General features: G+C 58.3%; 18 protein-coding genes and 4 pseudogenes. 9 read left to right on the plus strand and 13 right to left on the minus strand.

Annotated elements, in window-relative coordinates; translation table 11 throughout:
• Positions 1–96: 96 nt before the first annotated feature.
• From C2L64_RS47350 to C2L64_RS47360, 3 genes are read left to right on the plus strand one after another with little or no spacing between them, the layout of a single operon-like run.
• Positions 97–1,041, plus strand: a complete 945-nt coding sequence (locus tag C2L64_RS47350) for a site-specific integrase (RefSeq protein WP_158660628.1) — start codon at positions 97–99, stop codon at positions 1,039–1,041.
• Entirely contained in the window at positions 1,038–1,979 is a 942-nt protein-coding gene (locus C2L64_RS47355) for a tyrosine-type recombinase/integrase (RefSeq protein WP_103154173.1), read from the plus strand. Before C2L64_RS47350 ends, C2L64_RS47355 begins: the two co-directional genes overlap by 4 nt.
• Positions 1,976–2,980 carry a tyrosine-type recombinase/integrase gene (locus C2L64_RS47360; protein ID WP_103154174.1) on the plus strand — a complete coding sequence of 335 codons (1,005 nt, stop codon included), beginning with the start codon at positions 1,976–1,978 and terminating at the stop codon, positions 2,978–2,980. The genes C2L64_RS47355 and C2L64_RS47360 overlap by 4 nt, the downstream gene beginning before the upstream one ends.
• A 107-nt stretch (positions 2,981–3,087) precedes the next feature.
• On the opposite strand, the pseudogene C2L64_RS47365 reads toward C2L64_RS47360, so the two are convergent.
• The 5 genes and pseudogenes from C2L64_RS47365 to C2L64_RS47385 all read right to left on the minus strand — a co-directional run.
• Positions 3,088–3,330 (minus strand): annotated as a pseudogene (locus C2L64_RS47365) (Tn3 family transposase); the annotation flags it as partial.
• Between the two features lie 85 nt (positions 3,331–3,415).
• Entirely contained in the window at positions 3,416–4,447 is a 1,032-nt protein-coding gene (locus tag C2L64_RS47370; protein WP_244212266.1) for a tyrosine-type recombinase/integrase, read from the minus strand.
• Complete coding sequence (locus C2L64_RS47375; protein WP_103154176.1) at positions 4,444–5,418, minus strand: tyrosine-type recombinase/integrase; 975 nt, start codon at positions 5,416–5,418, stop codon at positions 4,444–4,446. Before C2L64_RS47375 ends, C2L64_RS47370 begins: the two co-directional genes overlap by 4 nt.
• A complete protein-coding gene (locus C2L64_RS47380) occupies positions 5,415–6,638 on the minus strand; it encodes a tyrosine-type recombinase/integrase (protein WP_103154177.1) in 1,224 nt (407 codons plus the stop codon). Before C2L64_RS47380 ends, C2L64_RS47375 begins: the two co-directional genes overlap by 4 nt.
• Positions 6,639–6,795: 157 nt before the next feature.
• Positions 6,796–9,430, minus strand: a pseudogene (locus C2L64_RS47385) (Tn3 family transposase); the annotation flags it as partial.
• Positions 9,431–9,592: 162 nt separating this feature from the next.
• Here C2L64_RS47385 and C2L64_RS47390 point away from each other — a divergent pair.
• Positions 9,593–9,983 (plus strand): annotated as a pseudogene (locus C2L64_RS47390) (SET domain-containing protein).
• Between the two features lie 706 nt (positions 9,984–10,689).
• Here the strand turns inward: C2L64_RS47390 and C2L64_RS47400 are convergent.
• The 4 genes from C2L64_RS47400 to C2L64_RS47420 all read right to left on the minus strand — a co-directional run bounded on the left by C2L64_RS47400 (position 10,690) and on the right by C2L64_RS47420 (position 14,218).
• Entirely contained in the window at positions 10,690–11,274 is a 585-nt protein-coding gene (locus C2L64_RS47400; RefSeq protein ID WP_103154179.1) for a hypothetical protein, read from the minus strand.
• 470 nt (positions 11,275–11,744) lie between these two features.
• A complete protein-coding gene (locus C2L64_RS47410; protein ID WP_103154181.1) occupies positions 11,745–12,095 on the minus strand; it encodes a DUF4148 domain-containing protein in 351 nt (116 codons plus the stop codon).
• Between the two features lie 728 nt (positions 12,096–12,823).
• The gene (locus C2L64_RS47415) at positions 12,824–13,123 is read right to left on the minus strand and encodes a hypothetical protein (protein ID WP_086915002.1); all 300 of its coding nucleotides are present in this window, start codon (positions 13,121–13,123) and stop codon (positions 12,824–12,826) included.
• A 12-nt stretch (positions 13,124–13,135) separates the two neighbouring features.
• On the minus strand, positions 13,136–14,218 hold the full coding sequence (locus C2L64_RS47420; RefSeq protein ID WP_086915003.1) for an IS630 family transposase: 1,083 nt from the start codon (positions 14,216–14,218) through the stop codon (positions 13,136–13,138).
• Between the two features lie 378 nt (positions 14,219–14,596).
• Here C2L64_RS47420 and C2L64_RS47425 point away from each other — a divergent pair, with 378 nt between their 5' ends.
• Both C2L64_RS47425 and C2L64_RS47430 read left to right on the plus strand, forming a co-directional pair.
• The gene (locus C2L64_RS47425) at positions 14,597–16,432 is read left to right on the plus strand and encodes an ATP-binding response regulator (protein ID WP_158660629.1); all 1,836 of its coding nucleotides are present in this window, start codon (positions 14,597–14,599) and stop codon (positions 16,430–16,432) included.
• Positions 16,433–16,909: 477 nt separating this feature from the next.
• Positions 16,910–18,523 (plus strand): ATP-binding response regulator, encoded by a 1,614-nt coding sequence (locus C2L64_RS47430; RefSeq protein ID WP_158660630.1) that lies wholly within the window; start codon positions 16,910–16,912, stop codon positions 18,521–18,523.
• Positions 18,524–18,561: 38 nt separating this feature from the next.
• Here the strand turns inward: C2L64_RS47430 and C2L64_RS47435 are convergent, their stop codons facing one another.
• Entirely contained in the window at positions 18,562–19,266 is a 705-nt protein-coding gene (locus tag C2L64_RS47435) for a LuxR C-terminal-related transcriptional regulator (protein ID WP_103154184.1), read from the minus strand.
• A 15-nt stretch (positions 19,267–19,281) separates the two neighbouring features.
• Positions 19,282–19,857 carry an NHL repeat-containing protein gene (locus C2L64_RS47440; RefSeq protein ID WP_103154185.1) on the minus strand — a complete coding sequence of 192 codons (576 nt, stop codon included), beginning with the start codon at positions 19,855–19,857 and terminating at the stop codon, positions 19,282–19,284.
• 97 nt (positions 19,858–19,954) lie between these two features.
• Between C2L64_RS47440 and tnpC the strand changes: the two are divergent.
• Positions 19,955–20,947, plus strand: a pseudogene (tnpC, locus tag C2L64_RS47445) (IS66 family transposase); the annotation flags it as partial.
• A 312-nt stretch (positions 20,948–21,259) separates the two neighbouring features.
• Here tnpC and C2L64_RS54365 read toward each other — a convergent pair.
• Positions 21,260–21,409, minus strand: a complete 150-nt coding sequence (locus tag C2L64_RS54365; protein WP_167449616.1) for a hypothetical protein — start codon at positions 21,407–21,409, stop codon at positions 21,260–21,262.
• Positions 21,410–21,727: 318 nt separating this feature from the next.
• On the opposite strand from C2L64_RS54365, the gene istA reads away from it, so the two are divergent.
• Together istA and istB are read left to right on the plus strand one after the other, a co-directional pair.
• Positions 21,728–22,975: an IS21 family transposase gene (gene istA / locus C2L64_RS47450; protein WP_103154186.1), complete on the plus strand. Its 1,248-nt coding sequence runs from the start codon at positions 21,728–21,730 to the stop codon at positions 22,973–22,975.
• Positions 22,972–23,838 (plus strand): IS21-like element helper ATPase IstB, encoded by an 867-nt coding sequence (gene istB, locus C2L64_RS47455; RefSeq protein WP_103154187.1) that lies wholly within the window; start codon positions 22,972–22,974, stop codon positions 23,836–23,838. Before istA ends, istB begins: the two co-directional genes overlap by 4 nt.
• 135 nt (positions 23,839–23,973) lie before the next feature.
• On the opposite strand, the gene C2L64_RS47460 is transcribed toward istB, so the two are convergent.
• Positions 23,974–24,534: a phasin family protein gene (locus C2L64_RS47460; protein WP_103154188.1), complete on the minus strand. Its 561-nt coding sequence runs from the start codon at positions 24,532–24,534 to the stop codon at positions 23,974–23,976.
• Positions 24,535–24,557: the final 23 nt, after the last annotated feature.

Genomic DNA, 24,557 nt, shown 5'->3' on the forward strand with positions numbered 1-24,557 from the left:
ATCAGGCGGGATCGCGCTAGATGAGTTGTGTGGCAATGGTTCGCATAATGTCCTGAACTTTTCCTACCGACCATGGTGGCCGGCAAGGAGAAGATCATGACGCAGTCTGAACTGGCGCGCGGCAAGGAGGGCTCCGCGCGCGCAGCCGAATTCCTCAGCGAGTTTGACGCGTATCTGGGCACCGCCAAGGGCCTGGCGGAGGGCACCCGCCGGAAGTATGGCAGGTTTGTCCAAGGCTTCCTGGACGGGTGGTGTGGCGACAGCCCACCGAATTGGCAAGACCTGTCAATCGAAGATCTCCGCGCATATCTGCATCACGAACTCTCGAACAAGAGGCGCCGACCATCGAACTCGCCGATCGTCGCGCTGCGCGCGATGCTGCGTTTTCTCGCCGTCAGGGGGCTCGTGCCGCCTGGTCTCGAGGAGACTCTGCCACGAATCCGGCGATGGCGTCACGCGGCGCTTCCAGCAAACCTGTCGGTCGACGATGTGGAACAGCTCATCAAATGCGCGTCCGACGCTGCCACGTTTCAGCCGTTGCGGAACACGGCAATCATGCTGCTGCTCGCGAGGACCGGGATGCGGGCTGCTGAAGTCGTGCACCTCAGGCTGGATGACGTGGATTGGGCCGGCGGCATCATTCATATCCGAGGGGCCAAGTCTCGTCGTGACCGGGACCTGCCGCTCTTGCGCGACGTCGGACGCGCATTGCTTGCATACATCAAACGGGAGCGCCCTCCATCGTCATACAGGGAGATCTTCCTGCAATCGGTAGCGCCAGCGCGACCATTCATGGACTCGAGCGCAATTTCCAAGATCGTTCGGCGCGCCTTGAATCGTGCAGGTATCGCTCCCGCACGCGGTGCAGCACATCTCTTACGGCATACCGCAGCAACGGCCATGCTGACACGCGGCGCGAGCTTCAAGAACATCGCCGACGTGTTGGGCCACCAGTCTCTGCAGTCCACCGCCACCTATGCCAAGCTCGACTTGCCTTCGCTGTCGCGCATCGCCATGCCGTGGCCAGGAGACAGATCATGAACGGTGAGGAACTTCAGGATCTGCTGAGCCGCTATCTCGAACACCGCGAATTGCTGGGTTACAGGCATACCCATCGCGGAATCCTCGCGCGTTTCGTTCAAGACCATGTCATCGAGCATCCAGGCGAATCAATCAGGACCATTGACGTACTCGAATGGGTTACCCGGGTTCGCCGTGCGCCGCCGTCGCAGTCCGCTACCCTCAGTGCCCTGCGTGGATTTCTGCGCTTCGTCAAGGCTGTCGATCCGGCAACCTCGGTTCCAGACAACCATCTGCTGCCATCCCCACGTCGCAGTCCCCCGTACATCCTGAGCGAAGAACAACTGCAATCGATCCTGTGCGCAGCAACGACCGCACGACCGCGAGGCGGTCTGCGCGCCGACGCCTACGTCGCGGTACTGGGGCTGCTTGCCAGTTCTGGGCTACGCATCAGCGAAGCGCTTCATCTCAAGGCAACCGACGTACACCTGCGGGATGAGCCGCCCCATGTCGTCGTTCGTGAAACGAAATTCAAGAAGTCTCGCATCGTGCCTTTGCACCCGACAACCGCCGCTCACCTGAAGCAGTACGCCGACCGGCGCGAGCATAAGTGTCATGCAAGGCGCTCGACGATGTTCTTCGTCACAGATTTCGGACAGGCCCTCGATCAGAACTCCCTTTGGCGGTGGTTCTCGTGTGCGACGGCGAAACTCGGATTGCATTTGCCGGATGGACGACGGCCGACATTACATTCGCTTCGTCACTCATTCGCCGTTCATCGCCTAACGCAATGGTATGAAGACGGGGCGTCGGCAGCAGAACTGGCCCCGACTCTCTCCGTCTATCTCGGTCACGTCAGCCCCAGAGAGAGCTACTGGTACGTCTCGTCGACTCCTGGGCTACTGGGCTGTGCATTGAACCGTTTCGCCGCATTCGCAGACATGGGAGATCAATCATGAAGCATACCGATGCCCTTGTTGGGCCACTGCTCCAGGAATTCTTCGTCAAGCATCTGATGACGCACCGAAATGTCAGTCCCCAAACGCTCTGGAGTTACCGTGATGCGTTTCGCCTCCTGCTTCGATTCGTTGCCGCGAAGATGCATATCGAACCGGTGGCACTCAATCTCATTCACCTCAGTCCGTCCGTTATTCTGGCCTTTCTCGACAGTCTTGAAATGGAGCGCAACAATACGGTGCGATCGCGCAACGCCAGGTTGGCGGCCGTTCGCTCGTTCTTTCGCTGGGTCGCCATATCCAGGCCCGATTTTGCCGGCCTAGCCACGTCCGTGCTGGCGATCCCGACCAAACGCGCCGACCGTCGTCTGATCTGCGCGTTGTCGCGGCCCGAAATTCAAGCGATCCTTGGCGTTCCCAACCTCTCGACGCCGTGCGGACGACGTGATCATGCGATGCTGCTGACGATGTATAACACCGGCGCACGTGTTTCAGAGATTACGACAATGGCGTGCAGCCAGGTGGAACTCGGCAGCCGCAGCAGCTTCGTGCATCTCCACGGCAAAGGGCGGAAAGAACGATGCGTGCCGCTTTGGGTCAGGACGGCTGATGCGATCAGGAAATGGATGCGCGAGCGGGATGCGGTGCCGACGTCGCTGTTGTTCACCAACTACCGCGGCGAGAAGCTGACCCGCAATGGTGTCGATTGCATCTTGAAGAAGGCGATCGCCGGCGCAGTGCAGACTTGTCCAAGTCTGTCGAAAAAGCACGTATCGCCTCACGTCATAAGGCACGCGACGGCGACGCATCTGTTGCAGGCTGGCGTCGACATCAGCGTCATCGCATTGTGGCTGGGCCATGAAAGCATCGACACGACACACATCTACATGGAGTCGAATCTTGCGCACAAGGAAGAAGCGCTAGGTCGCCTGCAGCCTGCCGGCCAGCGTACGCCGCGTTTTCACGCAACCGACAAGGTCATGGCGTTCCTCGAAACCCTCTGATTATGCGCACCGCAACGGCCGGGGTTTCGTGCTCCAGACGGCTCCCTGGCCGTCGCTTCGCCTAATCTGCCGGTGTGGGTAATCGTGAATTTTTCGCCAAAGTGGCCTTATGCCGCTGTTTTAAAAGATAAATCGAAATCGATTGTCGGATCGAGCGGCGGCACCTTCCGATGGAGGTCGAGCAGATAGGAGCCGAGGCGATTGATGTGATCCTTGCGGTAAGGCGAGAGTGCCGCGAGCACGGCGGCATCGATTGGATGGCCCCTGCGCTGCAACTCCTTGAGCTTGAGCGACATCCACTGCACGTTGTAGAGGATGACCATGTTCGCGACGAGCTGGTTGTACTTGATCTATGTGTAGTGCCCCGTTATGTGGAGTCCGGTGGGTCAAGGCGCAGTAATAGTCGGCAGCCGCGATGCGAACTCCACATAAGTATCAGAGCCGCTTCAACCAGTCGATAATCGGCAAGCGTCCGAATGTTCCACGGTCGGCCGATACCGTCGTCAATATGTCCGGAAACACTTGAAGGAGTGCCTGGCGCTTCATGTCGATGTCTGATTTCGCATAGCGCATCGTTGTATCGAGACTCGCGTGACCAAGCCACTGGCTAATCGTTGGGAAGTCTACTCCTGACTTTAACAAGGAGAGCGCTGTAGTATGCCTCAGCGAATGAGGGTGGATGCGTTTCTCCCGGAGTGTAGGTACGATCGTTCCGGCGGCGACCAGATGCTTGCGAAGCAGGTAGTGCACCCCAAAGCGGGTGAGCTTGTCGCCGCGATTATTGACAAACAGTGCCGTGGTTGCATCAATCGGGTACGGGCGTTCTTCGACGAGTCGCTGCAACAACCTGGCAGTCTGCGGCCAGATTGGACACACGCGGATCTTGTTTCCTTTGCCTTGGAGTCTTACCTGGCACGGCCGCTGCACGCGTAGGTCGCACAAACGAAGGTCGAGTACCTCCTGCACTCTTGCGCCGGTATTGAACATCAGTGAGAACAACGCGTAGTCACGCCGACCGGCGGCGGTCGTTCGATCGACCGCATTCAGCAGCGCCTCGACCTCGTCCTGCTCGAGATATTCGATCGGCGCTGACCGGGCGCCGCGCTTGAATGGAATACCGAGGATTGCCTGCGCCGCCGCCAGATCTTCGGGACGCTCAGTTGCCAGGAACCGCGCGAATGTATGAATGGCGGCAAGCCGGGCATTACGCGTTGCAATGCCGTTGTGCCGGTCTCGCTCGAGAGATGTCAGGAACTGTCCGACGGATTCAGCGGTGATCGCCGCAAGATCCAAACGTTCGATGCCGCAGTGTCGCTTCGCACTAAGAAATCGCAGCAGAAGCACCAGCGTGTCGCGATAGCTATGGATCGTGTGCCGACTCATCCCTCGCAACGTAGGCAGATAATCCTGGAAGAATCGGACAAGACTCCGTCCGAGCTCATCGGAGTAAGGACGCCGTTTCATCATTGCTCTCCCTGAACAAGATAGCCAAATCGCTTCGCGAACCGCTCGCTCGCCAGCTTCTGGAGTTCCGGAATCCAGCGCAAATAGTAGGCCGTCGATACGATTGATACATGACCCATGTAGAGTGCGAGCTTTGGAAGGTTGGACTGGACGTCCGCGCCCTGACGATACCATCGCATCAGTGCCTCAATTGCAAAGGAATGCCTAAAGTCCTGAATACGGGGAATCCGTCCATCTGGATCCCGAATGCCTGCGTCTTGCAGTAATCCCTTGATACCGTCATGCAATCCTGTTCCAGTGTAGCCTCGCAGGCCATGGTGCATATTGCACAGTAACGGTGACGACGGCGTAGTGTCGAAAGGGGTAGCGAGGCGGCACATGAGGTAGCGGCGTAGTTCCAGCCGGGCACCGCACGAAAGCGGAACCCACCTCGATTTATGAAACTTCGATTCGCGTACGTGCAGGACTCCAGCTTGCGCGTCTACGTCGGCCAACGTTAACCGTAGCAACTCCCTTCGCCTCAGCCCGGCGGTGTAAAGCAGCACAAGCGCCAGGCGCAGGACATACGGCCTGAGTGGCGATGTCGGCGTGGCCTGGCGCGTGCCCGCAAGTTCGAGTACTCGACCAACCTGCGCGGGAGTCAGGATAATTGGTGCGGCATGTGGTTGCCGGCGTGCAAACCGGTTGATGTCCGGTACGAAACACCGGGGCTCGGTACGTTGCCGATAGAGGCAGAAATTGCGCACGGTAACCTGACGGGCGCGGCGCACGTTCGAGGTGAGGGAATCGAAGGTCTTGCACCATGATTCGAACAGGGTGTTGTTCAGGTCCGATTCACCAGCTCGGACAACGAAGTCCCTCATCGAATGCAAGGTACGCTCCTGGTTGCTGTACTCACGCCCTAGCGCTCGGCGGTGCGCAAGATATCGAATGATGACCAGATCAAGTGCGGTTGAGCCGAGTTGGTGTTTCATGATGCCCCCTTCATTGAGACTCGACCACGTCCAGGTACCGGAAGGGCAACCTCGCGCAGCGCCTCCACATGCAGGCGAAGATAGACACACGTGCTCTCGAGGGAGTGGTGACCGAGTAGATCGCCGATCATCTTTACTCCGACACCTCGCTCGAGCAAGCGCATGGCGAAGCTATGCCTCAGGCTGCCGGGACTGGTCTGTAGAACGGGCAGGCCACTGAGTCGTGCACGCTTGGCATAGATGTGTTCGATCGTTGCCGCCTTGATCGGACCGGCCGGGCACCGCACTCGCAGGAATAGCTGGTGCGTGTTCGTTAGGGGTGGTCGACGGCGTAGATAGCGCTCGAGCACATGTCGCGTTCGGTCGTTGAGCGGCATGACTAATACCGACCGCGTCTTGCACTGGTCCACCCGCAGGATATCGTTCTCCCAGTCTATCGAGTCGAGCGTCAAGCTGGCGACTTCTGCTGGGCGCAACCCGTAGTAGGCCATCAGGTAGAGAATCGCGTGATCACGGCAACCTTCAACGCTCGAGTGGTCGATCGAATGCAGAAGCCTGCGTACCGTCCTCCAATTCAACGCCCGCGGTGGAAGTTCTCCGCGATAGGTACGAGGTGTGTCGATAACATCGAGGCGATCTCTCGTGTAGCGTTGATCGGCGCAGAACCTCAGAAAGGCACGCAAGTGCGCAATCGTATGCTGAAGTGTCTGGCGGCAAAGACGCCTGCTGGTCTGGTCGACAAAGCGCTCGACATCGTTGGCTCTGACGCTGGCAAGGCGGCGCTTCGAACAGGCACGCGACAGGAAGCCAGTAACCGTCCTCAGGTGTTGCTCGACTGTTGCGGGAGCAAGTCCGCGCAGATCAATGAGATGGGATCGGTATTGCGAAATGAGCGCGTCGAACCGGCTCGGTTTAGCCACCGGAACGAACAGACCTCGATCGCACAAAAAGCGCACTGCCGCTCGCTGCGTGGCCCGGTACGACGTCTTGTGCGACCACGGTGCGAACCAGCGGGACAGCGCAGTCGAGGTAATCGGCAGGCTGGTGCCAGCCGCTACATGGTTATAGGCAAGAACCTCACGGAACCGGTGTACGTGGCGCTGTGCGCAAATGCGCGTATAGCCGCGCTCGACGACCCACGCCGAAAAATTGCGGACTAGCGGTCCTTGCGGGCCGGCAGCATAGTGCGGCCAATCGCGGGGAAAGAGAAATTCCAGCATGTGAATCTCCCATTCAAGTGAACGGAAGAATCACAGTAGCGCGGTCTAGTTATGTGTAGTTCGCCGGCCTCAACGTCCCGACGGCGGGAGGTCGCGGCAGTTGACTCCACATAACGATGTCCTGCACATAGGTCCAGTAACGTTATGCAAAACGTTACTGGACGACCTTGCGCTGCTCGTGCCGGAGGTTCTCGGCGATGACGTCCCCGCCGAACATCAGCCATTTCGCGAAATCGTTGAACTGCTCACTCTTGTTTGTCGCGGCGTGGATCGTGCGGCGCATCTCCGGATCGTTGATGTAGCGCAGAAGGAACATCGTGCGGATGACACGTCCGAGCTCGCGAAACGCAAAATACAGCTTATTCTTCACGCTCTCGGAGCCGAGACGTCGCAGGATCGTTGATGGCGTCATGAGGCCGGCTTTGATCGAGATGGCCACCCGCAGCATGTCGGGGAAGTGCCGCTCGATCAGCCCCCAGTCAATGCTCGCTCGAAACAGCGACTCGATGTTCCTGTAGCGTCGGCGCCGGTCGGCCTTGTAGAAGACGAGATCCTTGACGTCGCGAATGCGGGGCATCAGCCTTATGCCGAGCAGGTGCGCGAGCGCGAAGACCGGCGCGCTTTGCGCGTGCGTGTCGCCGTGAATCATGTCAGGCTGGATGTCGGACGTGTTCTTGATCAGCCCGTCGAGAATGTAGACCGCCTCATGCACGCCGCATGGGATGAAGTGGCTGAACAGCGCGATATATTTGTCCGAGACGTGGTAGTAGCCGATGCCACGATAGCCGCCGTAGCGGATGTGGTATTCGGACAGGAGGTTCTGCTCGTAGAGATTCCACTTCGTGCCGTCGGCCGACACGCGACTTCCCGAGCCCCAGAACTTCGGCAACGTAAACTGGTTGTACGCGTTGATGACCTTTACGATCGCCTTGTCGAGCCGTTCCTCGGTGATGTGTCGCAGATTGAGCCAAGCGACCTGCTTGCGGCTGAGGTTTTTCACCGAGCGCACGGTCTGCGTGGGGCCGAGGTTGCAGCCGTAGCAGAACAGCGTCGTGATGAAGCGCTTGCGCGGCTCGTCTATCTTTCCCTCGAAGCCCGAGAGCGGGCCGAAGAGCTTGTGCAGTTCGAGCCACTGCTCGGTTTCGGTCAGGATGTCGAGGATGCTGACCGGCCGCATCGAAGCCGTGATGGCCCGATCGACGAGTGCCCTGTTCGGTGGGTCGGGCTTTTTGTCTGGCTTGTGAAGCAGGAGGCCCTGTTCGCCGAACTCGACGTGGTCGTTTTCCGGAAAGGCGGCGTCGACCGTGTCGGCGAGCGCGCCGAGTTCGTCCTTCAGTTGCCGAACGAAGGCTGCGCTTTCGACCGGGAAGTCGACGAGCTCGCCGTAGCGCGGCAATTCTTCGCGGAACTCGTCCCACGAGACCTGGTGTTCGCGCGGATCGTCGTACTGGTCGCTGTACTCGACGTACACGTCGCCGGAGTTGAGCTCGCGCATGAGCTGGCTGAACACGCACAGCTCGAAGTACTTCCGGTGCAGCATCCCGGATGACCGGCCGTGCGGGAACACGGACTTCTCCCATTTTTCCGGGATCCAGTCGAGCGGCAACTGCGCCAGGTCGGCGTCGCCCAGCAGCAGGTATTCTCGCCGCGACGAGCGGAATTGCCTGAGCCAGCCAAACGCCTTGAGCAGCGCGTCGTCCTGCGAGCTCGACTTCAGCGACAACATGTCGAGGCATTGAAATAGCAGCGACCGCAGGTTCTGATACGGCGCGAGCAGGAACGGAAACGCGTGGTTGCCGACGTGCGCGATATGCTCGTTGCACTGGATCAGGACCGAGTCAGGATCGTCGTTTAGTGCCTCACGCATGCGCGCAAGGCGCACGGCCGCGGGTGTCTCGTCGTCCTGGAGGATCTGGAGCACGTCGCGGAACTGGGTGACGAGCCCTTGCAGTTCATCGGCGTGCCGCGTGCGATATCGCTCGAGCCTCAGTTTCGCCGTGCTCTCGAGTTTGCGCACGGTCTTGATGAAAATCTCGGCGACGTCGTCGAGCGCCTTCTGCAACTGCGAGAAGATGAATAGCACCGCGAGCGTGTAGCGCTTCGCTGGCTTCAGGGCGCGCATCTCGTGCATGTCAAGGGCACGCGCCTCGGTAACGAACTGCATGCGCTTTGGAACCGACAGGATGTCCGGCGCCGGCGGCAAGCCATCAGCTAACGTGTTCATGACCTCGATGTGCTTGAGAAAGCTCGTCACCTCGCGCGGGCCGGGGCGTTTCGGCTCCCGCTTAAGCTCATCCCACGGCGTGCGGCCCGCACGCATTTTGAAAAGGTCGTCTAGCCGCGTTCGCCGCGGTTCGTCCAGAGCCTGGGCGAACGCGCGGTAGATGACCTCGTTGAGCTGGCTACGGGCGTGGCTGGCGATGCGCAAAAGAGTCATGAGTTGAGGCATCCAGAGGACGAATGCTAGCGTACTCGCGCAGGATTTTCTGGTGCCGCGATTTACTGCCGGAGCGGTCGTAGCGTGCGAGCGCCGTGCTCGGCACTGGACGGGCGCCGAGCACGGCGCAGACGTGATCGATGATTGCAAGCGGCACGTCACAAACGGGCGGCATGTATCCGAGACGCTGCAACAGCTTCAGTTGCGCGAGGATCAGCACACGCGTCGGCGCTTGCCGGAACTGGCCGCAGACGAAGCGGATCTCGGCCGCGCTGGGCGTGTAGACCTTGCGCAGTTCGTCCTCGCTTACCTCGGCTGGCAGTACCGGGTAGGCAGTCTCATGCACGGTGTTCATGCAGGCGGCCTGTACCAGCAAGCCATATGCCAGATAGGTGCGGTGCTAGGTGCCGTCTCGCGCTAGTTCACACAGCCCGCCTTCGGCAGGATTCTGGATTGACAGACTTATTTCGATCTACGACTGCGACGTATCACCGCGCGACGGTCCTCCGTGCTTGGCATGGGACTTTTTGCGCTTCAGCCGATGGCCCCAGGCGAGCGGCTCATCGAGTACAAGGGTGAAGTGACCAGCTGGCGGCGCGCTGCCGCACGCCAGCGATCGGAGGCCGGCCATACGTTCGTGTTCGGCCTGTCTGACGGCCGCGTCATCGATGGCAGTCACGGCGGGAACAGTGCCCGTTCCTGAACCATGCGTGTACACCCAACTGTGAGGCAATCGAGACGGGCGATCGCGTCTTCATCCATGCACTCACCAGCCTCAGGCCTGGCGACGAACTTTTTATCGACTACGGTCTCATGATCGACGGCGAGATGACCGAAGACATCCGTGTCCAGTACCGTGTCATTGCGGCCATTCCGCTTGCCGTGGATCACTGCTTGGCAGTGCATGATCGCGACGTAAGTCGCAGCGCTGCCCACACGTATATGGCCGACTGTATGACGATAGCTGGCTTGTGTATGTCTGCACTACCTGTTTGCACCCGGCTGCGCATCCTGTGCGGCCCCCGGTTCTTTGCGCTGCCAGCCGACGCTCGTCGATGAGCGGTACCGTCGGTTGTCGTCAAATTGGCAACGGTCGGTATGGAAGGTCGAGCAGCCGCTCGGTATCCGCAGTCAATGACAAGACATCGGTGGCGCGACCATCGTCCAACGGCGGTTATGATTAGTATTGCTGACGTCGAACACACGATCAGGTCGAACGGCAGCTTCGTGCGCGTCTGGAGGACAGTAGCCGACCCTATACTGATGGTCGCGGCATTTGGCGTCCAGGGGCAGCTAACAGAGTGGTCCGATCATACAACCAAGCATTTCGGGGACGGCGGTTCGGCTTTAATTGGCGTTCAGGTGTCGCCGTGTATGCGGTCCATCGACGATACCCCTGGGAGTGGTGGGCTTCAGATTCGCCAGGGGAGCGTGACATGGCAGGTTAGAACGGCAGCCACATCACCAAGCGGGAAGACCATGCGTTGAACCGGCAGGAAGATCACGAAGCCGAGTCGGCAAACAGGGCAATAGTGTCTACCGCCAGCGACCACAGTACGTAAGATGCAGCCCCTACCTCTCGAGCACAGCGTCCCTGTAGTCGCCAACGCCTCCTCAGCGTGGTCCTCCTCCCACGTCGAACTTCTCGCCAACCACGCTTTCCTGAGCACGCATGTTGCACGCCGGCGTTGGGCCGCACGTTGTTTTTCCGTCCAACGCAGTGAAAGGTCCGGCAATTTCTTGGTGGCTTACAACACCGTGAAGTCGGTGACCCCCTTCGGTCAGCACGAATCTAATGTCGATGATGGTGGAAGCGATGGGAGCAGGAAACGTAATGTGCATAACGCCCGTGCAGTTCGAAAAGACGGTATATGTGCCGCTTTCGCCCATATCAAATCCGGTCGTCGGATCTGTTAATCCGGGCCGTTTAAACCCGTCACTAGACACGTAGTCAGACCGGGTGAAAGCACCGGTGCCATCAAACTTCTGGATAAACACTGCATCAACGATGTCGGGATTGGGGATTCGGTGTGGATTGCCGTTTGCGTCGAAAAAGCCGATGAATTCGCCACGAAGCGAGAAGCCATAGAGGCCTTTGAGCGTCGCGTTTGAACACTCATCTTCTGCATGCGCCGTACCACTTGCGGTGAGCAATGCGGCGCTCGCGAGCACCGCTCCTTTCCAGAATTTGCGGGTCATTTTTCATCTCCTGTTTGCGGGTTGAGAGGGCTGTGGACATCGCCTGCTCCGAACTTTGGTTTTATCCGGGTCCCGATTGGGGCGAGAACGGGCGGGCGGCGCATGGATGCCGCCGCAACGCGGACATGGCTCGATAATTCACTATTGGGATGCTTCGTGACCTTTGTGCTGCAACACGTCGAGCGTCTTGACGGCCATACCCGACACTCAGGTCGGTATTTCGGTTGGGCTCCTTCGCGCCAGGTGGCTCGGTGGCTTTGCGGCCTGGTGTGACATAACGCTGCCTTGCATCCTGCTACCGGGAAAGTGCGGACATGATCGTTCTCCTGCAAATATGTCGATGCCCCGTCACGTGGAAGCAAAGCGCGAAAGGAGGGCCATGCGTTAGCCCGATTCGGACGCCGCCGGTGATGCTGCTCCCAGACGATGCCGGGATGTTATCCGGATCGTCGGGGCGGTTTCAGGTACGGTTAGTTACCGAAGAAAAGGTTGCAGTAACTTGCGGGGCCGACGCACGACGATGGCGAGGGGTGCGGCAGATGTGGGTCACTGCCGGCGGCTGAAGTGCCGTTGAGCGTCGTGCCGCCAACGGCGTTGGCCGTCTGCTGGCTGTCCTGTGCGGCGATCTTTGATTCAGCTGCCTGAATCCCTGCGGGATATGTTGTGTGGTCGCCGGTGCCGACATGATAGCCGGCCTCCTCGAGACGGATCAGTTCCGCGCGCACTTGCGCGCGAGTGAGGGGTTCGGTGCTCTGAGCGAAGCTGACGACCGGGCTGGCGAATGCACCGATGGCGAGGAGAAGGTATGCAAGCGTTTTCATGATGAAGCTCCTTGAATCGTTGAAGGAGAACGTCGTGTTACGACAGCTTGAATGCTGATGAGCATCCGAAGTACGCCGTGCAGAAACTCGCCGGCTCGACGCAGGCGGACCAGATGTGGCCGCGTTGAAGAAACCGATAGGTGTCGCCGGAGGCGATAGAGCGGACGCGACCTCCTCACGATGTTCGTCGCACACATGGCAGGTTCTGGAGACTGCCTCTCCTCCTCCCGGCTCGGAAGGAAACGCTTAAGCCGCGCTCGCGCAACCAATAAGGGGCCCGCTTCGCACCAGAAGGGTCAGAATCACGCGCTTCCGTCTCACATGTCCTCATTTAGGGCGAACTGAACACAATGCCAAATGGCTCGTCGCAGTCGGGGCGAGAAGATGTGAGTCCGTCATAGCGCGATGAATTACGCCCTCCTTGCATCAAATTATGTTTCATTATTTCTTCGTTTAACCACGTAATTTGTGATTATGTTGGACATTTGATGTTCGGCGTTAAATGTTCCCTTAGGGGCGAATGAATGTTCGAGGTCGATTTCCAATTATTCGTTTAAGTTACTACTTGAAATTACGGTGCGAACACCGGTTAAGACAATTAAATGTCGACGCGCCACATTGTGCTGCGACTACCAAAATTTCTCGACTGATGCTGTGGCGCAATGCAGTACCCGCAACTCCCAGTTGACATCGTCAAGCACGACTAGTACAACATCCCTCAAATAGGTTTAATAATTGTCTGGCTGCAAATAAGGCTGCAGGAGCGTGACAACCAGTTGGGCCATTTCGGCGAGCGAACCTGAGCCAGGCAGAGGTTCCCATCGCCCGCTATGGCTACGAAAGGCCGCACCATAAAGATTGCGGCTGAGTTCACTTAGGCGTGCCACAACAGTCGGCTCCTGATTGTCCAGGCGTTTGATCAGCAGATGACGCCCGTAAGCCTGCGTGACCACCTGGTCGTGGCCCAACAATTCGCGCAGTTGACGCTGCAGTTCGCTTGCATGATGTTTCGCGGGTAAGGCAGGCATGACCGCTCCGGTTCAGGATGCGCCAGTTTGCAACGGATAGCCGCGGAAAGTCCATCTGAAGGGACGTGCCGTCTGGTTGCGCTCGCGGATGAACTGCTCTGTACGCTCGCGAAGATGCACCGTGCTGGTGTGGCTGGCGTGACGCAGCACACGGCGCGTATAGAGCCCAAACCACAGTTCGATCTGGTTCACCCAGCTCGCGTGCAAAGGGGTGAAATGGAAATGAAACCGTCCATCGTGCCGCGCATTGAATGCCTGCCATACGGCTTGGGCGCGATGCGTGTTCAGATTATCCCAGATCACATGCACCTGCTTGCCCGGATACGCGGCTGCCACACTGTCCATGAAAGTCACCAGGTCGCCCTGGGTCCGCCGGTCGCGGCAGCTTCCCAGTACCCGTCCGGTATGAACATCCAGCGCGGCAATCAGAGACTGAGTACCGTGACGGATATATTCAAATTCCCGGCGGCGCAACCGTCCGGCTGCCGGGGCGCGCCCTGGATGCTTGCGCTCGATGGCCTGGATGCCGGTCTTCTCGTCAATACTCAGTACCACCGCATTCTTCGGCGCCTTGCGGTACAGCTTGCAGATCACGTTGACCTTCTCGCGAAACGCCGGATCCGGACTATGCAGCCACTGTTGCACCCGATGCGGGCGAACGTCGCCAGCCTGCAGGATGCGCTGCACATGGCTGCGACTGATCTGTTCGACGATCCCTCGCTCGACTGCACGCGTCACAATCTCATCGAGCGTCGGCGTGGCCCGACCTTGCGCTTCCTGCACTTCACACGCCAGTGCGATCAGCTGCAGCCGCGTCTCCTGCGTGATGCGCGGCGGACGACCACTGCGCTCTGCCTCCCGAATCCCCTGCGCGCCTTGCCGCGCAATGCGCTGGCGCCACTGGCTGACGGTCTGCACGGACACGCCCAATTCCTGTGAGATCGCCGCGCTCGTGTAGCCCTCGTGAGCCATTAACGCGATGCGTGCCCGTGTCACATCGCGTTGTGCAGCCGTCGTGCGTCGGATCAGCGACTGCAGCTCCTGTCTTTCCTTCCTGGCCAGCTTCACTGGCGTTGCATGGCGTCCTCGACTCATACCGCCAGGATAAACCATGCAATCAATTATTAAAAGTAATTGCGGGATGTTGTACTAGTGTCTATAGCCTTACCCTCGCCCGTCAGCTTTTACGGTTTCCAAAAGAAATCGGCACAGTCGAAACCCATATTAAGGATGCCAAACTTACCTGGACACCGAACTTTTGTTCGGGAAGCAACGGAACACTTGTCCATCGACTTGTTGACGGACCGGTAGCACAATGTAGCGCATGCTGAAGCGGATGCCCGGAGGCCTTCTATGAGGTCCTGTGCTCAAAAACGACGTGATTCTGACGCCGACGGAACGACTGGGGGCAGCAGATTACCGGGTATTAGTGAAACGATTCAGACAACCGGGCGCCGCCGACTCGCTGAATTTGTGAATTTTTTTCTTGGACCGGTTGCCGCACTGAGTGCCGAGCAAGATCTCCTCGTCAAACGCGAGTTGTTACGTTCACTGTCACGTCGAGCGGCATATTGGATCGCGCTGCTGTTGGGCGGAGGTTTGTTCTGGTTCGTATTTGGATTGTGGGATCCAAACTTCAGATTTGTATCTTTCTTCCGTACCGTCTGGATCTTCGGACTGTGGTCCATCGTCGCTCCGATGGCAGCATACCTGCTGAATAAGACAATGGCGCTCGCAAAGCACGCCGGCGTCAACGCGATCGAACGGATGCACTGGGAATGGACTGCACTGGTCATACTGACATCGTTTTGGTGGGCGGCGGCCAGCTTTGGGCTAGTCCCACCCAACTACACGCACCCGCCCCTCCATGGTTATTATTTTAAATTGAATGGATATAACTTCGTCGAACTCACAATTATCAGCTATGCATTTGCTTTGTTACTGCTAGCACCCAGTCTTAGAGCTACCTTAGGTTCACTCATGTTCGGCGTTATCCCGTTCGGGTTCAGCGTGGCACCGATTTTTTTTACTAAACGGCCGGGAATGTTTGACTGGTATGCGGCTCTACTAGTTGGATATTTCTTCATGGCATGGTTTATTTGCAACGATCAGAAGCGCTCATGTGTAAACGAGGTAATTCTCGAAGAAGCGCGATCTCAGGCTGAAGCGGCAATTGCAGAAAAGAACCATTTCATCGCCGCGATAAGCCATGACTTGCGTCAGCCGCTCACCACGCTCGGCCTGAAGTTGAATTATCTTGGGCGAAACGTTGAATCGGCCCGGCTGGCCGAGGACGTCTCGATTGCGCAAAGACAGGTGGCTGCAATGGAAGGCATGATCAACGGCGCACTGGATATCAGCCGCCTCGAGTCCGGCACGTGGAATGTTGAAATTCAGGACGTGGTGCTGCCTTCCCTTCTACTCGACATCGTTGTGGATATGCAGCCGCTGGCCGAGGCCAAGGGGTTGAAGTTGGGATTCCATAGCCGCCCCTGTCTGGTCCGTACGGATCGACATGCACTGGACAGGATCGTCCGGAATATGGTGATCAATGCGGTCCGCTACACGCCTTCCGAACAGGGAGGAAAGAAAGGACATGTTCTGGTGAGCTGCCAAAGGCGTGGCAACCACGTGAAGATAAGCGTGTGGGACAACGGGATCGGTATCCCTGAAGACAGACAGGCGGATATCTTCAAAAGCTATGTACAGGTCGACAACCCCGAGAGAAATCGTGAGAAAGGATTCGGGTTGGGTCTGTCGATTGTCCAGGGTCTCGCGAACCTTCTTGGTCATAAACTGGACGTGGACTCGACACCAGGGCGGGGATCGCGTTTTTCCGTTACCGTCCCCTTCATAGGGCTCATACCGCCAGAATTGCACGAGGTTCAAACGGTTGAAAGCGACGACCCGGACCTGACCAATATGGTCGTGGTGATCATCGAGGACGATAGCGATTTGAGAGTCGAAATATCGATGCGCCTGATCGAGCAGGGATGCTATGTCGTGGCCGGCGAATCATCGCACGACGTCATCACGCAGTTGCGCATTGAGGCTTTGGCAAGTGGCCCGCACTTCATCCTCTCCGACTACCGGCTGGAACACGAGGACGGTATTGCTGCAATTGCGGCAGTCCGTACCGCTATCGACGCATCGATTCCTGCGATCCTGTGGTCGGGGGACACCTCGTCAGTGGTGCTCAAAAAAGTCGCCGCCAGCGGCATGCAATTTTTGTCGAAGCCGGTTTCGGAGCGGAGCCTGTTGACCATACTGGCGAAACACAAGCCAAAGGCATTGACCGAACACGGGTAACAAGGATGGAAGTCGCAAGAGCGTGTTTCGCCTCGCGCACTACCAGCCCCTGTCAGGCGAGTAATGGAACACCTGTCCGTCGACTGGCTGGCGGACCGTTAGCACAATGCAGTGCATGCTGAAGCTGATACCCGGAGGCTTTCCATGACATCCTGTACTCAAACACGACGTGAGTCTGACGAGAGCCTGAAGCACGGGGCCCGCAGATCACCGAGTGTGAGTGAAGCGGTTCAGACAACCTGGCACCGCAAACTCGCTGAATTTGTGAATCTATTTCTGGGACCAGTTGCAGCACTCAGTACCGGGCAGAATCTGCTTGTCAACCGCGAGTTATTGCGATCGCTTTCCCGTCGATCGGTGTGTTGGATCGTGCTACTGTCGGTTGGCAGCTCGCTCCTGTCCGTATATGGGGCGTGGATAAAAACTTCGTATATCTATATCTGTTTTCGCGCTGTCTGGGTTCTGGGAATGTGGGGAATGGCCGTTCCCATGGCAACATACTTACTGAAAAAGACAATGGCGCTCCCGAAGTACGCCGGTGTCAACGCGATCGAACGGATGCACTGGGAATGGACTGCACTGGTCATACTGACATCGTGCTGGTGGGCGGCAGGTAGCTTCGGATTAATCCCACCCGACTTCTCGAACCATGCTCCTTACATAAAATTGGCCAGATCTGGTTTCTTCGAGTATACGTTGATCAGCCATGCATTTACTTTGCTGCTGCTCGCACCTAGTCTCCGCGCGGCTTTGGGCTCACTCGTGCCCGGCTCTATGCCATTCTTGTTTAGTATCGTACCGCCGCTATTTGTTTATCGACCATGGATGCTTGTCTTTTATACGGCTCAGCTCATTGGCTTTTGTTTCATCGCATGGCTTATTTTCCATAATCAGAAACGCGCATGCGTAAAGGGGGTTATTCTTGATGAGGCGAGATCGCGGGCTGAAGCGGCAAAGGCGGAAAAGAACCAGCTTATCGCCGCGATAAGCCATGACTTGCGTCAGCCGCTCACCACGCTCGGCCTGAAGTTGAATTATCTTGGGCGAAACGTTGAATCGGCCCGGCTGGCCGAGGACGTCTCGATTGCGCAGAGACAGGTGGATGCGATGGAGGATATGATCAACGGTGCACTGGATATCTGCCGCCTCGAAGCGGGCACCTGGAATGTAGAAATTCAGGAAGTGGTGCTGCCTTCCCTTTTATTCGACATAGTTGTGGATATGCAGCCGCTGGCCGAGGCCAAGGGGTTGAAGTTAGGACTCCATAGCCGCCCATGTCTGGTCCGTACGGATCGACATGCACTGGACAGGATCGTCCGGAATATGGTGATCAATGCGGTCCGCTACACGCCTTCCGAACAGGGAGGAAAGAAAGGACATGTTCTGGTGAGCTGCCAAAGGCGTGGCAACCACGTGAAGATAAGCGTGTGGGACAACGGGATCGGTATCCCTGAAGACAGACAGGCGGATATCTTCAAAAGCTATGTACAGGTCGACAACCCCGAGAGAAATCGTGAGAAAGGATTCGGGTTAGGCCTGTCGATTGTCCAGGGTCTCGCGAACCTTCTTGGTCATAAACTGGACGTGGACTCGACACCAGGGCGGGGATCGCGTTTTTCCGTTACCGTCCCCTTCATAGGGCTCATACCGCCAGAATTGCACGAGGTTCAAACGGTTGAAAGCGACGACCCGGACCTGACCAATATGGTCGTGGTGATCATCGAGGACGATAGCGATTTGAGAATCGAAATATCGATGCGCCTGATCGAGCGGGGATGCTATGTCGTGGCCGGCGAATCATCGCACGACGTCATCACGCAGTTGCACATTGAGGCTTTGGCAAGTGGCCCGCACTTCATCCTCTCCGACTACCGGCTGGAACACGAGGACGGTGTTGCTGCAATCGCGGCAGTCCGTACCGCTATCGACGCATCGATTCCTGCGATCCTGTGGTCGGGGGACACCTCGTCAGCGGTGCTCAAAAAAGTCGCCGCCAGTGGCATGCAGCTTTTGTCGAAGCCGGTTTCGGAACAGACCTTGTTGACCATACTTGCAAAACATAACCCGCAGATATCGTCCGAAGGCGGATGAAAGTGAAGCCAAGGGAAACATCGCGTGGTCAGCAGAGGTCAAGACAGTCCCTTATCTGCTGCCTCCCTTCCAAGGGCCAGTTCGGCGTTGACTCTAAGTGCAGCTTCAACGCGGTTTCTGACTTGTAGCTTGTCGTAAATAACACAGGAAACCTGTCGGACATGTCCCTCGGAGACGTTAAGCTCTCTTGCGATCTGTTTCCCTGAGAGGCCACGTGCAATGCAACGCGCCAAGTCCCATTCTCGCGGAGACAGTCCAAGATGACGCTGATTCAGGCTAGCTGAGGGCGCTTGCGTCGAGCAGGTAAAGCGCAGCAAGACTTCTTCCGGAATCCAGAGTTCACCTCCTAGAATCCTGCTCAGTCCAATGAACATTTTTTTGTGCGCGCCTCCTTTCAAAAGGATTCCTCGAGCGGCGTAGTCGCGCATGCACATTCGCAAAATTTCAACGTCGTGATCGTTTCCAAGAGCGAGTCCCGTGCAGATGACCACGGGAACATTGGATGAATTCCCGGCTTGGAAACGTTCAAGTGTCGTGGCGCCACGATTATCGCCATCCAGATTAAGATCCAGGAATACCAGGTCAGGAGGAGGCGCCTTGGCTACTTCTTCAAGTGCGCTGGCAAGCGTAAATACGGGCGTGACTTCGATTGGAGTCGCACCCAACTCCGACGCGTGTGTTTGGACGTATTCGGAGAGAGCTACGCAAAGAATCTCGTGATCATCGACCCATAGGATTTTCATGCTCGCTTCTCCTCTTTATTTCTTGGAGAAAAGCAATCGATAGCGCGCTACGCTTGTGCACAGCACCGCTTTGTAGCTTAGAGCATATCGGGCGAGGTCGCATAACCCGAAGGATGGACAGAGTATATCGAATTGGGCCTCCCCGGCGATCTTGACCAGGACGGTGGTCCGCATTTGGTGGTGGCGCGCCGACAGCTTCGCGGCGAGATGTTTGCGAAGTACCGACAGCTTGGTGCCCAACATGCGCGACGTGCACCCCGGGACCGTGGTATATGACTTGCCCTGCCTGTCCAGTTCACGCACGGCGTTCAGGCCAGAATCGGCACAGAACATTTCGTTGCGTCGGCTAATTGCCGTGGAGATAAGATAGATGAAGCCGTCTGCAGCAGTCGAGCGAACGCTCTGCGGACCGGCTCCATCTATGTCGTCGACCACCAACGTTGCGATAATGCCCGTGCGACGGGCGACGCGGCGAATGCGTTTGTTGCCCGAATCGGGGTGGTCATCCTTTTCGTGCAAAATCTGGCGGTAGCATCGCGCAGAGCCGCTTGCAGCAAGGTGCAGTGTGTCGGCGGCTGCCGAACAAACCATGATTTTTCAAGTCATTGATCTGTATTGGTTTTCAGGATCAAAGCGCCTAGATTTTGCACGAAAAGGATGACTACCCCAAACTGGATGCGGTAGAGCAGCCTTTGAGCGATCGCTTACGATTCCGGTGAGCCGGGGCACGCTGGCACACTGGGTCATCCGCCCCAGCCAATTGCACTACACCCGCCTGTACGACGCGCTGTACAGGACATTGCTGTCGCAGTCGCTGATCCACGGCGACGAGACCACGCTTCAGGTCCTCAAGGAACCCGGCAGATCAGCCCAGAGTAAAAGCTATGCGTGGGTCTACCGCAGCGCCGAAGACTGCCCCGAACCCGTGGTGCTGTTCGAGTACCAGCCGGGGCGAGGCCAGGAGCATCCGAAGAAATTCCTTGGCGACTACAGCGGCATGCTGGTAAGCGACGGATACAGTGCGTGGCGCACGCTGAAAAAGGCAACGCACTTCGGCTGCATGGCGCACGCGCGCAGGCTGTTCGTCAAGGCGGACAAGGCCGCGCTGAAGAAAGGGGATGGCGCAAAGCCGAAGCCGCCGAACGCTCGTGTAGCAAAGGCGCTTGAATACTTCCAGGCCCTGTACCGTGTCGAGGCGCTGGCCAAAGGCGATCTGCCTGCCGGCCAGACACGTGCCGACTACACATACGACCTGCGGCAGAAACACAGCGTGGCGGTGCTCGATGCCTTCAAAGCGTGGCTTGACGAATTGGCGCCGAAGGTGACGCCCCAGAGCCTGCTCGGTAAGGCAATCGCCTATGCGCGTAACCAGTGGGAATATCTGAGCCGCTACGTCACTGACGGGCGAGCCGCAATAGACGACAATATCTGCGAGCGGGACATCAGGCCGTTCGCCACTTCGAGAAAGTCGTGGCTGTTCAGCGACACGGTCGATGGCGCAAAAGCCAGCGCCACGATTTACAGCCTCGTGCTGACGTGCCGTGCCTGCGGTGTCGAGCCGTACGACTACCTGTTGCACGTGCTCAAGGAACTACCGCAACGGCCGCCGGACGCGGATGTGACGGACTTGCTGCCATTCAACTATGCGCGGCAGCAACAGGCCAGGGCACAGGACGGCTGACACATCCGGCGCGCCTCCGCAGTGCCCCTACGCTCGCCCCTCAGTTGCACGATTCTCCGTTCGGTGTGCTAAAGCTGCCGCTTACGCTCGAGTCGCAGGATCATGGAGCGGATGTGCACCAGGTCCCGTACGGCCTGATCGGCATGGTTCATGTGTTCTTGGCCCCTTGCTTGTTGTTCTGCCCGCCAGTCCTTTCCACACGACGTTCCTGGTCGTGAAGCACGTGCGGGAAGTCGGACCTGTAGATGGTGCGTGCCCCTCATCCAGCGTCACCTGCAGCGCCCGTCGGGTCCAGGCACGTCATGCGTAATATCAATTCATGTGCTGGCGCCAGACAACGGATTCCAGTTGCCGGAGCAACTGCGTCCGCCGATGTTCGCGTCGATAGTGGCCGAACACAAAGATGGCCGCGAACAGCAGGACGGCCGAACCTAGGGCGGTGCCTAGCCAGGCTTCATCCATCCTCACCTCCTGCAATGTGCTATGACCTGCTCTGGTCGTCGATGCGCGCGTGCTGTCGAGTGCGGTTCAGCGGCTAACGCCTGACACGGACCGCTTGACGGCCTCTCGATGCGTCGGGTGACGATCAGATCACTCCGCCCGGTCAGCTTGCCACGACGGTCGTGGTCCGCATATTGTCGCTGTCGGATGAATAATCCCCACTTTCGTCGAAGTAAAAATCCCCAGTTGTTTCGAGGATGAGGTGCGCGGCGTAGCCGCGCGCCTCATCGCCTGATCACCGACGATAGCCCGTTCAGACCCACGCTGACGGGGACGTCGATGACCGATCTGGGAGATGTGATGACGATCTTGGAACTGCATCGGCAGGGACTGAACGTCTCAGCCATTGCCGCCCGGCTTGGTATGGATCGAAAGACGGTTCGCAAGTACATCAAGGACGGGGTTCAGGCGCCACGGTACGGTCCGCGTGCGCCGCGACCTTGCGTGGTCGACCCGTTCGTCAGCTATGTGACCGAGCGGGTGCGTGCCTTCCCTGAGCTGAGTAACGAGCGGTTGCTACGGGAGATCCGGGCGATGGGTTATCCGGGCAGTCGCACCGCGTTGGGCGATCTGGTGCGCGAGGTACGGCCACCGCGCCAACGCGGCTTTGAAGTGCGTTTTGAGACGCCGATCGGTCAGCAGGCGCAGGTGGACTTCGCCCATTTCAACGTTGAATTCGACGACACACCCGGCCAGCGCCGTTCGATCTGGCTGTTCTCGATCGTGCTGGGACACAGCCGGTATCTATGGGGCCGGTTCGTTGAACATCAGGATCTGCAGACTGTGCTGCGCTGTCACATGGAAGCGTTCGCCCATCTGGGTGGCGTGCCGTGCGAGATTCTCTATGACCGGATGAAGACCGCTGTGCTCGGCGAACTCGAGCGGCACGTCGTGTACAACGCAAAGATGATTGCATTCGCCCAGCATTACAGTTTTACGCCGCGTGCGTGCAAGGCATATCGCGCCAAGACCAAGGGCAAGATCGAGCGTCCATACCGCTATATCCGGCAGGATTTCTTCCTCGCACGCCGTTTCCAGAATCTCGGCGATCTAAACCGGCAACTGCGTGAATGGCTCGATACCGTCGCCAATGTTCGCGTGCATGGCACCACGCAGCGCGTCGTGGCCCAGCACTTCAGCGAGGAACGCGCCGCGCTCCAGGCGTTGCCCGCTGGCCTGTTCAATGGTGTGATCCGCCTCGAACGGCGTGTCAGTCACGAGGGTCTCGTCTCCGTCGGCGGAAACTATTACAGCGTGCCTGACCGAACACGCAGACGCACACTCGAGGTTCACAGCCTGGCACATGAGGTTCGCATCTATGAGGATGGCGAACTGCTGGCTGTTCATCCCGTACTCGAAGGCAGACGACGAACCTCGCTGCTGCCGGGTCATCGACGCTCGCATCACCGGCAGCAGTCGGCGGCCCAGCACACTGTGCCGCCAGCTTCGCCGGTCGTGAGCCGTCGCCCGCTGTCGTTTTATGACCAGGTGGCGCGGCGCCTGGCGAATGCCGGGAGGTCCGCATGAACATCATGCCGGCATCAACACTTGAGCGGATCCGCAGGTACATGGTCGGTCTGCGTATGCCACGCGCACTGGAGGCGCTGGACGCAACACTGGCGCGGTTCGAACAGGGCGACAGTTCCATGCTGGAGGTGCTCGAAACACTGCTGGGCGAGGAGTTCACGACGCGGGAAACCCGCCGCATCAAAATGGCGCTGCAGACAGCGCGCCTTGGCACGATCAAGACACTGGCTGGCTATGACTTCAGCTTCCAGCCGGGCCTGGATCGTGATCGCGTCATGGCACTGGCACAACTCGACTTCATCGAACGACGTCAGGCCGTTCACTTCCTCGGTCCGCCTGGAACCGGGAAATCGCACTTGTGCATAGCGCTTGGCGTCGAGGCCGTACGCGCGGGCAAGAGCGTCTACTTCGGTACGCTTGCCGAGATCGTCGCGTCGATGATCAAGGCTGAGCGTGAAGGCAACCTCGCACAGCGTGTGCGCTTCCTTGCGCGCAACAGTCTGCTCATCGTTGACGAGATTGGATACCTCCCTGTCGGCCTCAACGGCGGTAACCTGTTCTTCCAGCTCATCAACGCCTGCTATGAACGGTGCGCGATCATCCTGACGTCGAACCGCAGCTTCGGTGAATGGGGCGAGGTGTTCGGCGACAGCGTGGTTGCGGCGGCGCTGCTCGACCGTCTGTTGCATCACGCAGTCGTCATTCACATCGAGGGCTCGTCATATCGCCTGCGCGAGCACGCCGACCTGCTTCCCGAGCATTTACGTAACCGGCCGTCTTCACTCAATCCCGCACCCGTCGAACCCGTCCGTCGACGGCCAGGACGCCCTCGAAGGAACTCACCTGATCACAACGCCGGCTGATCACCGACTACACAGGGTGGGGATTTTTACTTCGACACTTCTGGGGAAATTACGGTCGACATTGACAGCATATAAAGGAATCCTTGATATGGACCATCCCTGCCATCATATGCTCAGAACCGGATTCCCAGGCGGCTATCGCTTTGCGGCCTGGGATACCGGTTCGCTCCCACGCTTGGTGTCCCCTGATGCGGCCGCCGCGGCCATGTCAAGGTTGCTTCTGGCGACTTCGACCGCCTGCTGGCTGGTTTTCTGTACGGTTTCGACCAGCGTATGGGCCGCCTTGATCGCGGAGTCCAGCGCGGCGACGACCGCCTCCGAGCCAGCCGGCGCGTTTTTGGCGACATCCTCCACCACCGACTGCATCTGGCGGACGTACGCTTCGCATTGCGTCTGCGCGACTTTCGCGAATTCGGCCTGGGTCGACAACACGATGTCGAACAGTTGCCGCCTGTAGCTTTGCATCTTTTCTGCCGTCGGCGCGGCGAGGCTGTCCTGCAACGCGAGCCAGTCCTGCGGTTCCTTCACGGATAGCGCCTTCTGCGCCAGATCAAATGAATCCGCCAGCGTCGAGCGGGTCACCTGCACGTTCAGTTCAGCCAGTTTCTCAACGCCTTCGACGACCTTGTTGCCCAGGCCGAACAGGATGTCGAGGCTGGCCTTCCGCGTTGCTGTTACCTGTTCCGGGGTCAGCATGATGAAAACTCCTGTAAGGACGA

This window comes from Paraburkholderia hospita (assembly GCF_002902965.1).
Taxonomy (GTDB): Bacteria; Pseudomonadota; Gammaproteobacteria; order Burkholderiales; family Burkholderiaceae; genus Paraburkholderia; species Paraburkholderia hospita.

Excerpts from the sequence above, each read along its gene's own strand:
- C2L64_RS47350 (WP_158660628.1), top strand. The coding sequence starts at position 97 with ATGACGCAGTCTGAACTGGCGCGCGGCAAGGAGGGCTCCGCGCGCGCA.
- C2L64_RS47355 (WP_103154173.1), top strand. The coding sequence starts at position 1,038 with ATGAACGGTGAGGAACTTCAGGATCTGCTGAGCCGCTATCTCGAACAC.
- C2L64_RS47360 (WP_103154174.1), top strand. The coding sequence starts at position 1,976 with ATGAAGCATACCGATGCCCTTGTTGGGCCACTGCTCCAGGAATTCTTC.
- C2L64_RS47370 (WP_244212266.1), bottom strand. The coding sequence starts at position 4,447 with ATGATGAAACGGCGTCCTTACTCCGATGAGCTCGGACGGAGTCTTGTC.
- C2L64_RS47375 (WP_103154176.1), bottom strand. The coding sequence starts at position 5,418 with ATGAAACACCAACTCGGCTCAACCGCACTTGATCTGGTCATCATTCGA.
- C2L64_RS47380 (WP_103154177.1), bottom strand. The coding sequence starts at position 6,638 with ATGCTGGAATTTCTCTTTCCCCGCGATTGGCCGCACTATGCTGCCGGC.
- C2L64_RS47400 (WP_103154179.1), bottom strand. The coding sequence starts at position 11,274 with ATGACCCGCAAATTCTGGAAAGGAGCGGTGCTCGCGAGCGCCGCATTG.
- C2L64_RS47410 (WP_103154181.1), bottom strand. The coding sequence starts at position 12,095 with ATGAAAACGCTTGCATACCTTCTCCTCGCCATCGGTGCATTCGCCAGC.
- C2L64_RS47415 (WP_086915002.1), bottom strand. The coding sequence starts at position 13,123 with ATGCCTGCCTTACCCGCGAAACATCATGCAAGCGAACTGCAGCGTCAA.
- C2L64_RS47420 (WP_086915003.1), bottom strand. The coding sequence starts at position 14,218 with ATGAGTCGAGGACGCCATGCAACGCCAGTGAAGCTGGCCAGGAAGGAA.
- C2L64_RS47430 (WP_158660630.1), top strand. The coding sequence starts at position 16,910 with ATGGCCGTTCCCATGGCAACATACTTACTGAAAAAGACAATGGCGCTC.
- C2L64_RS47435 (WP_103154184.1), bottom strand. The coding sequence starts at position 19,266 with ATGAAAATCCTATGGGTCGATGATCACGAGATTCTTTGCGTAGCTCTC.
- C2L64_RS47440 (WP_103154185.1), bottom strand. The coding sequence starts at position 19,857 with ATGGTTTGTTCGGCAGCCGCCGACACACTGCACCTTGCTGCAAGCGGC.
- C2L64_RS54365 (WP_167449616.1), bottom strand. The coding sequence starts at position 21,409 with ATGGATGAAGCCTGGCTAGGCACCGCCCTAGGTTCGGCCGTCCTGCTG.
- istA (WP_103154186.1), top strand. The coding sequence starts at position 21,728 with ATGACCGATCTGGGAGATGTGATGACGATCTTGGAACTGCATCGGCAG.
- istB (WP_103154187.1), top strand. The coding sequence starts at position 22,972 with ATGAACATCATGCCGGCATCAACACTTGAGCGGATCCGCAGGTACATG.
- C2L64_RS47460 (WP_103154188.1), bottom strand. The coding sequence starts at position 24,534 with ATGCTGACCCCGGAACAGGTAACAGCAACGCGGAAGGCCAGCCTCGAC.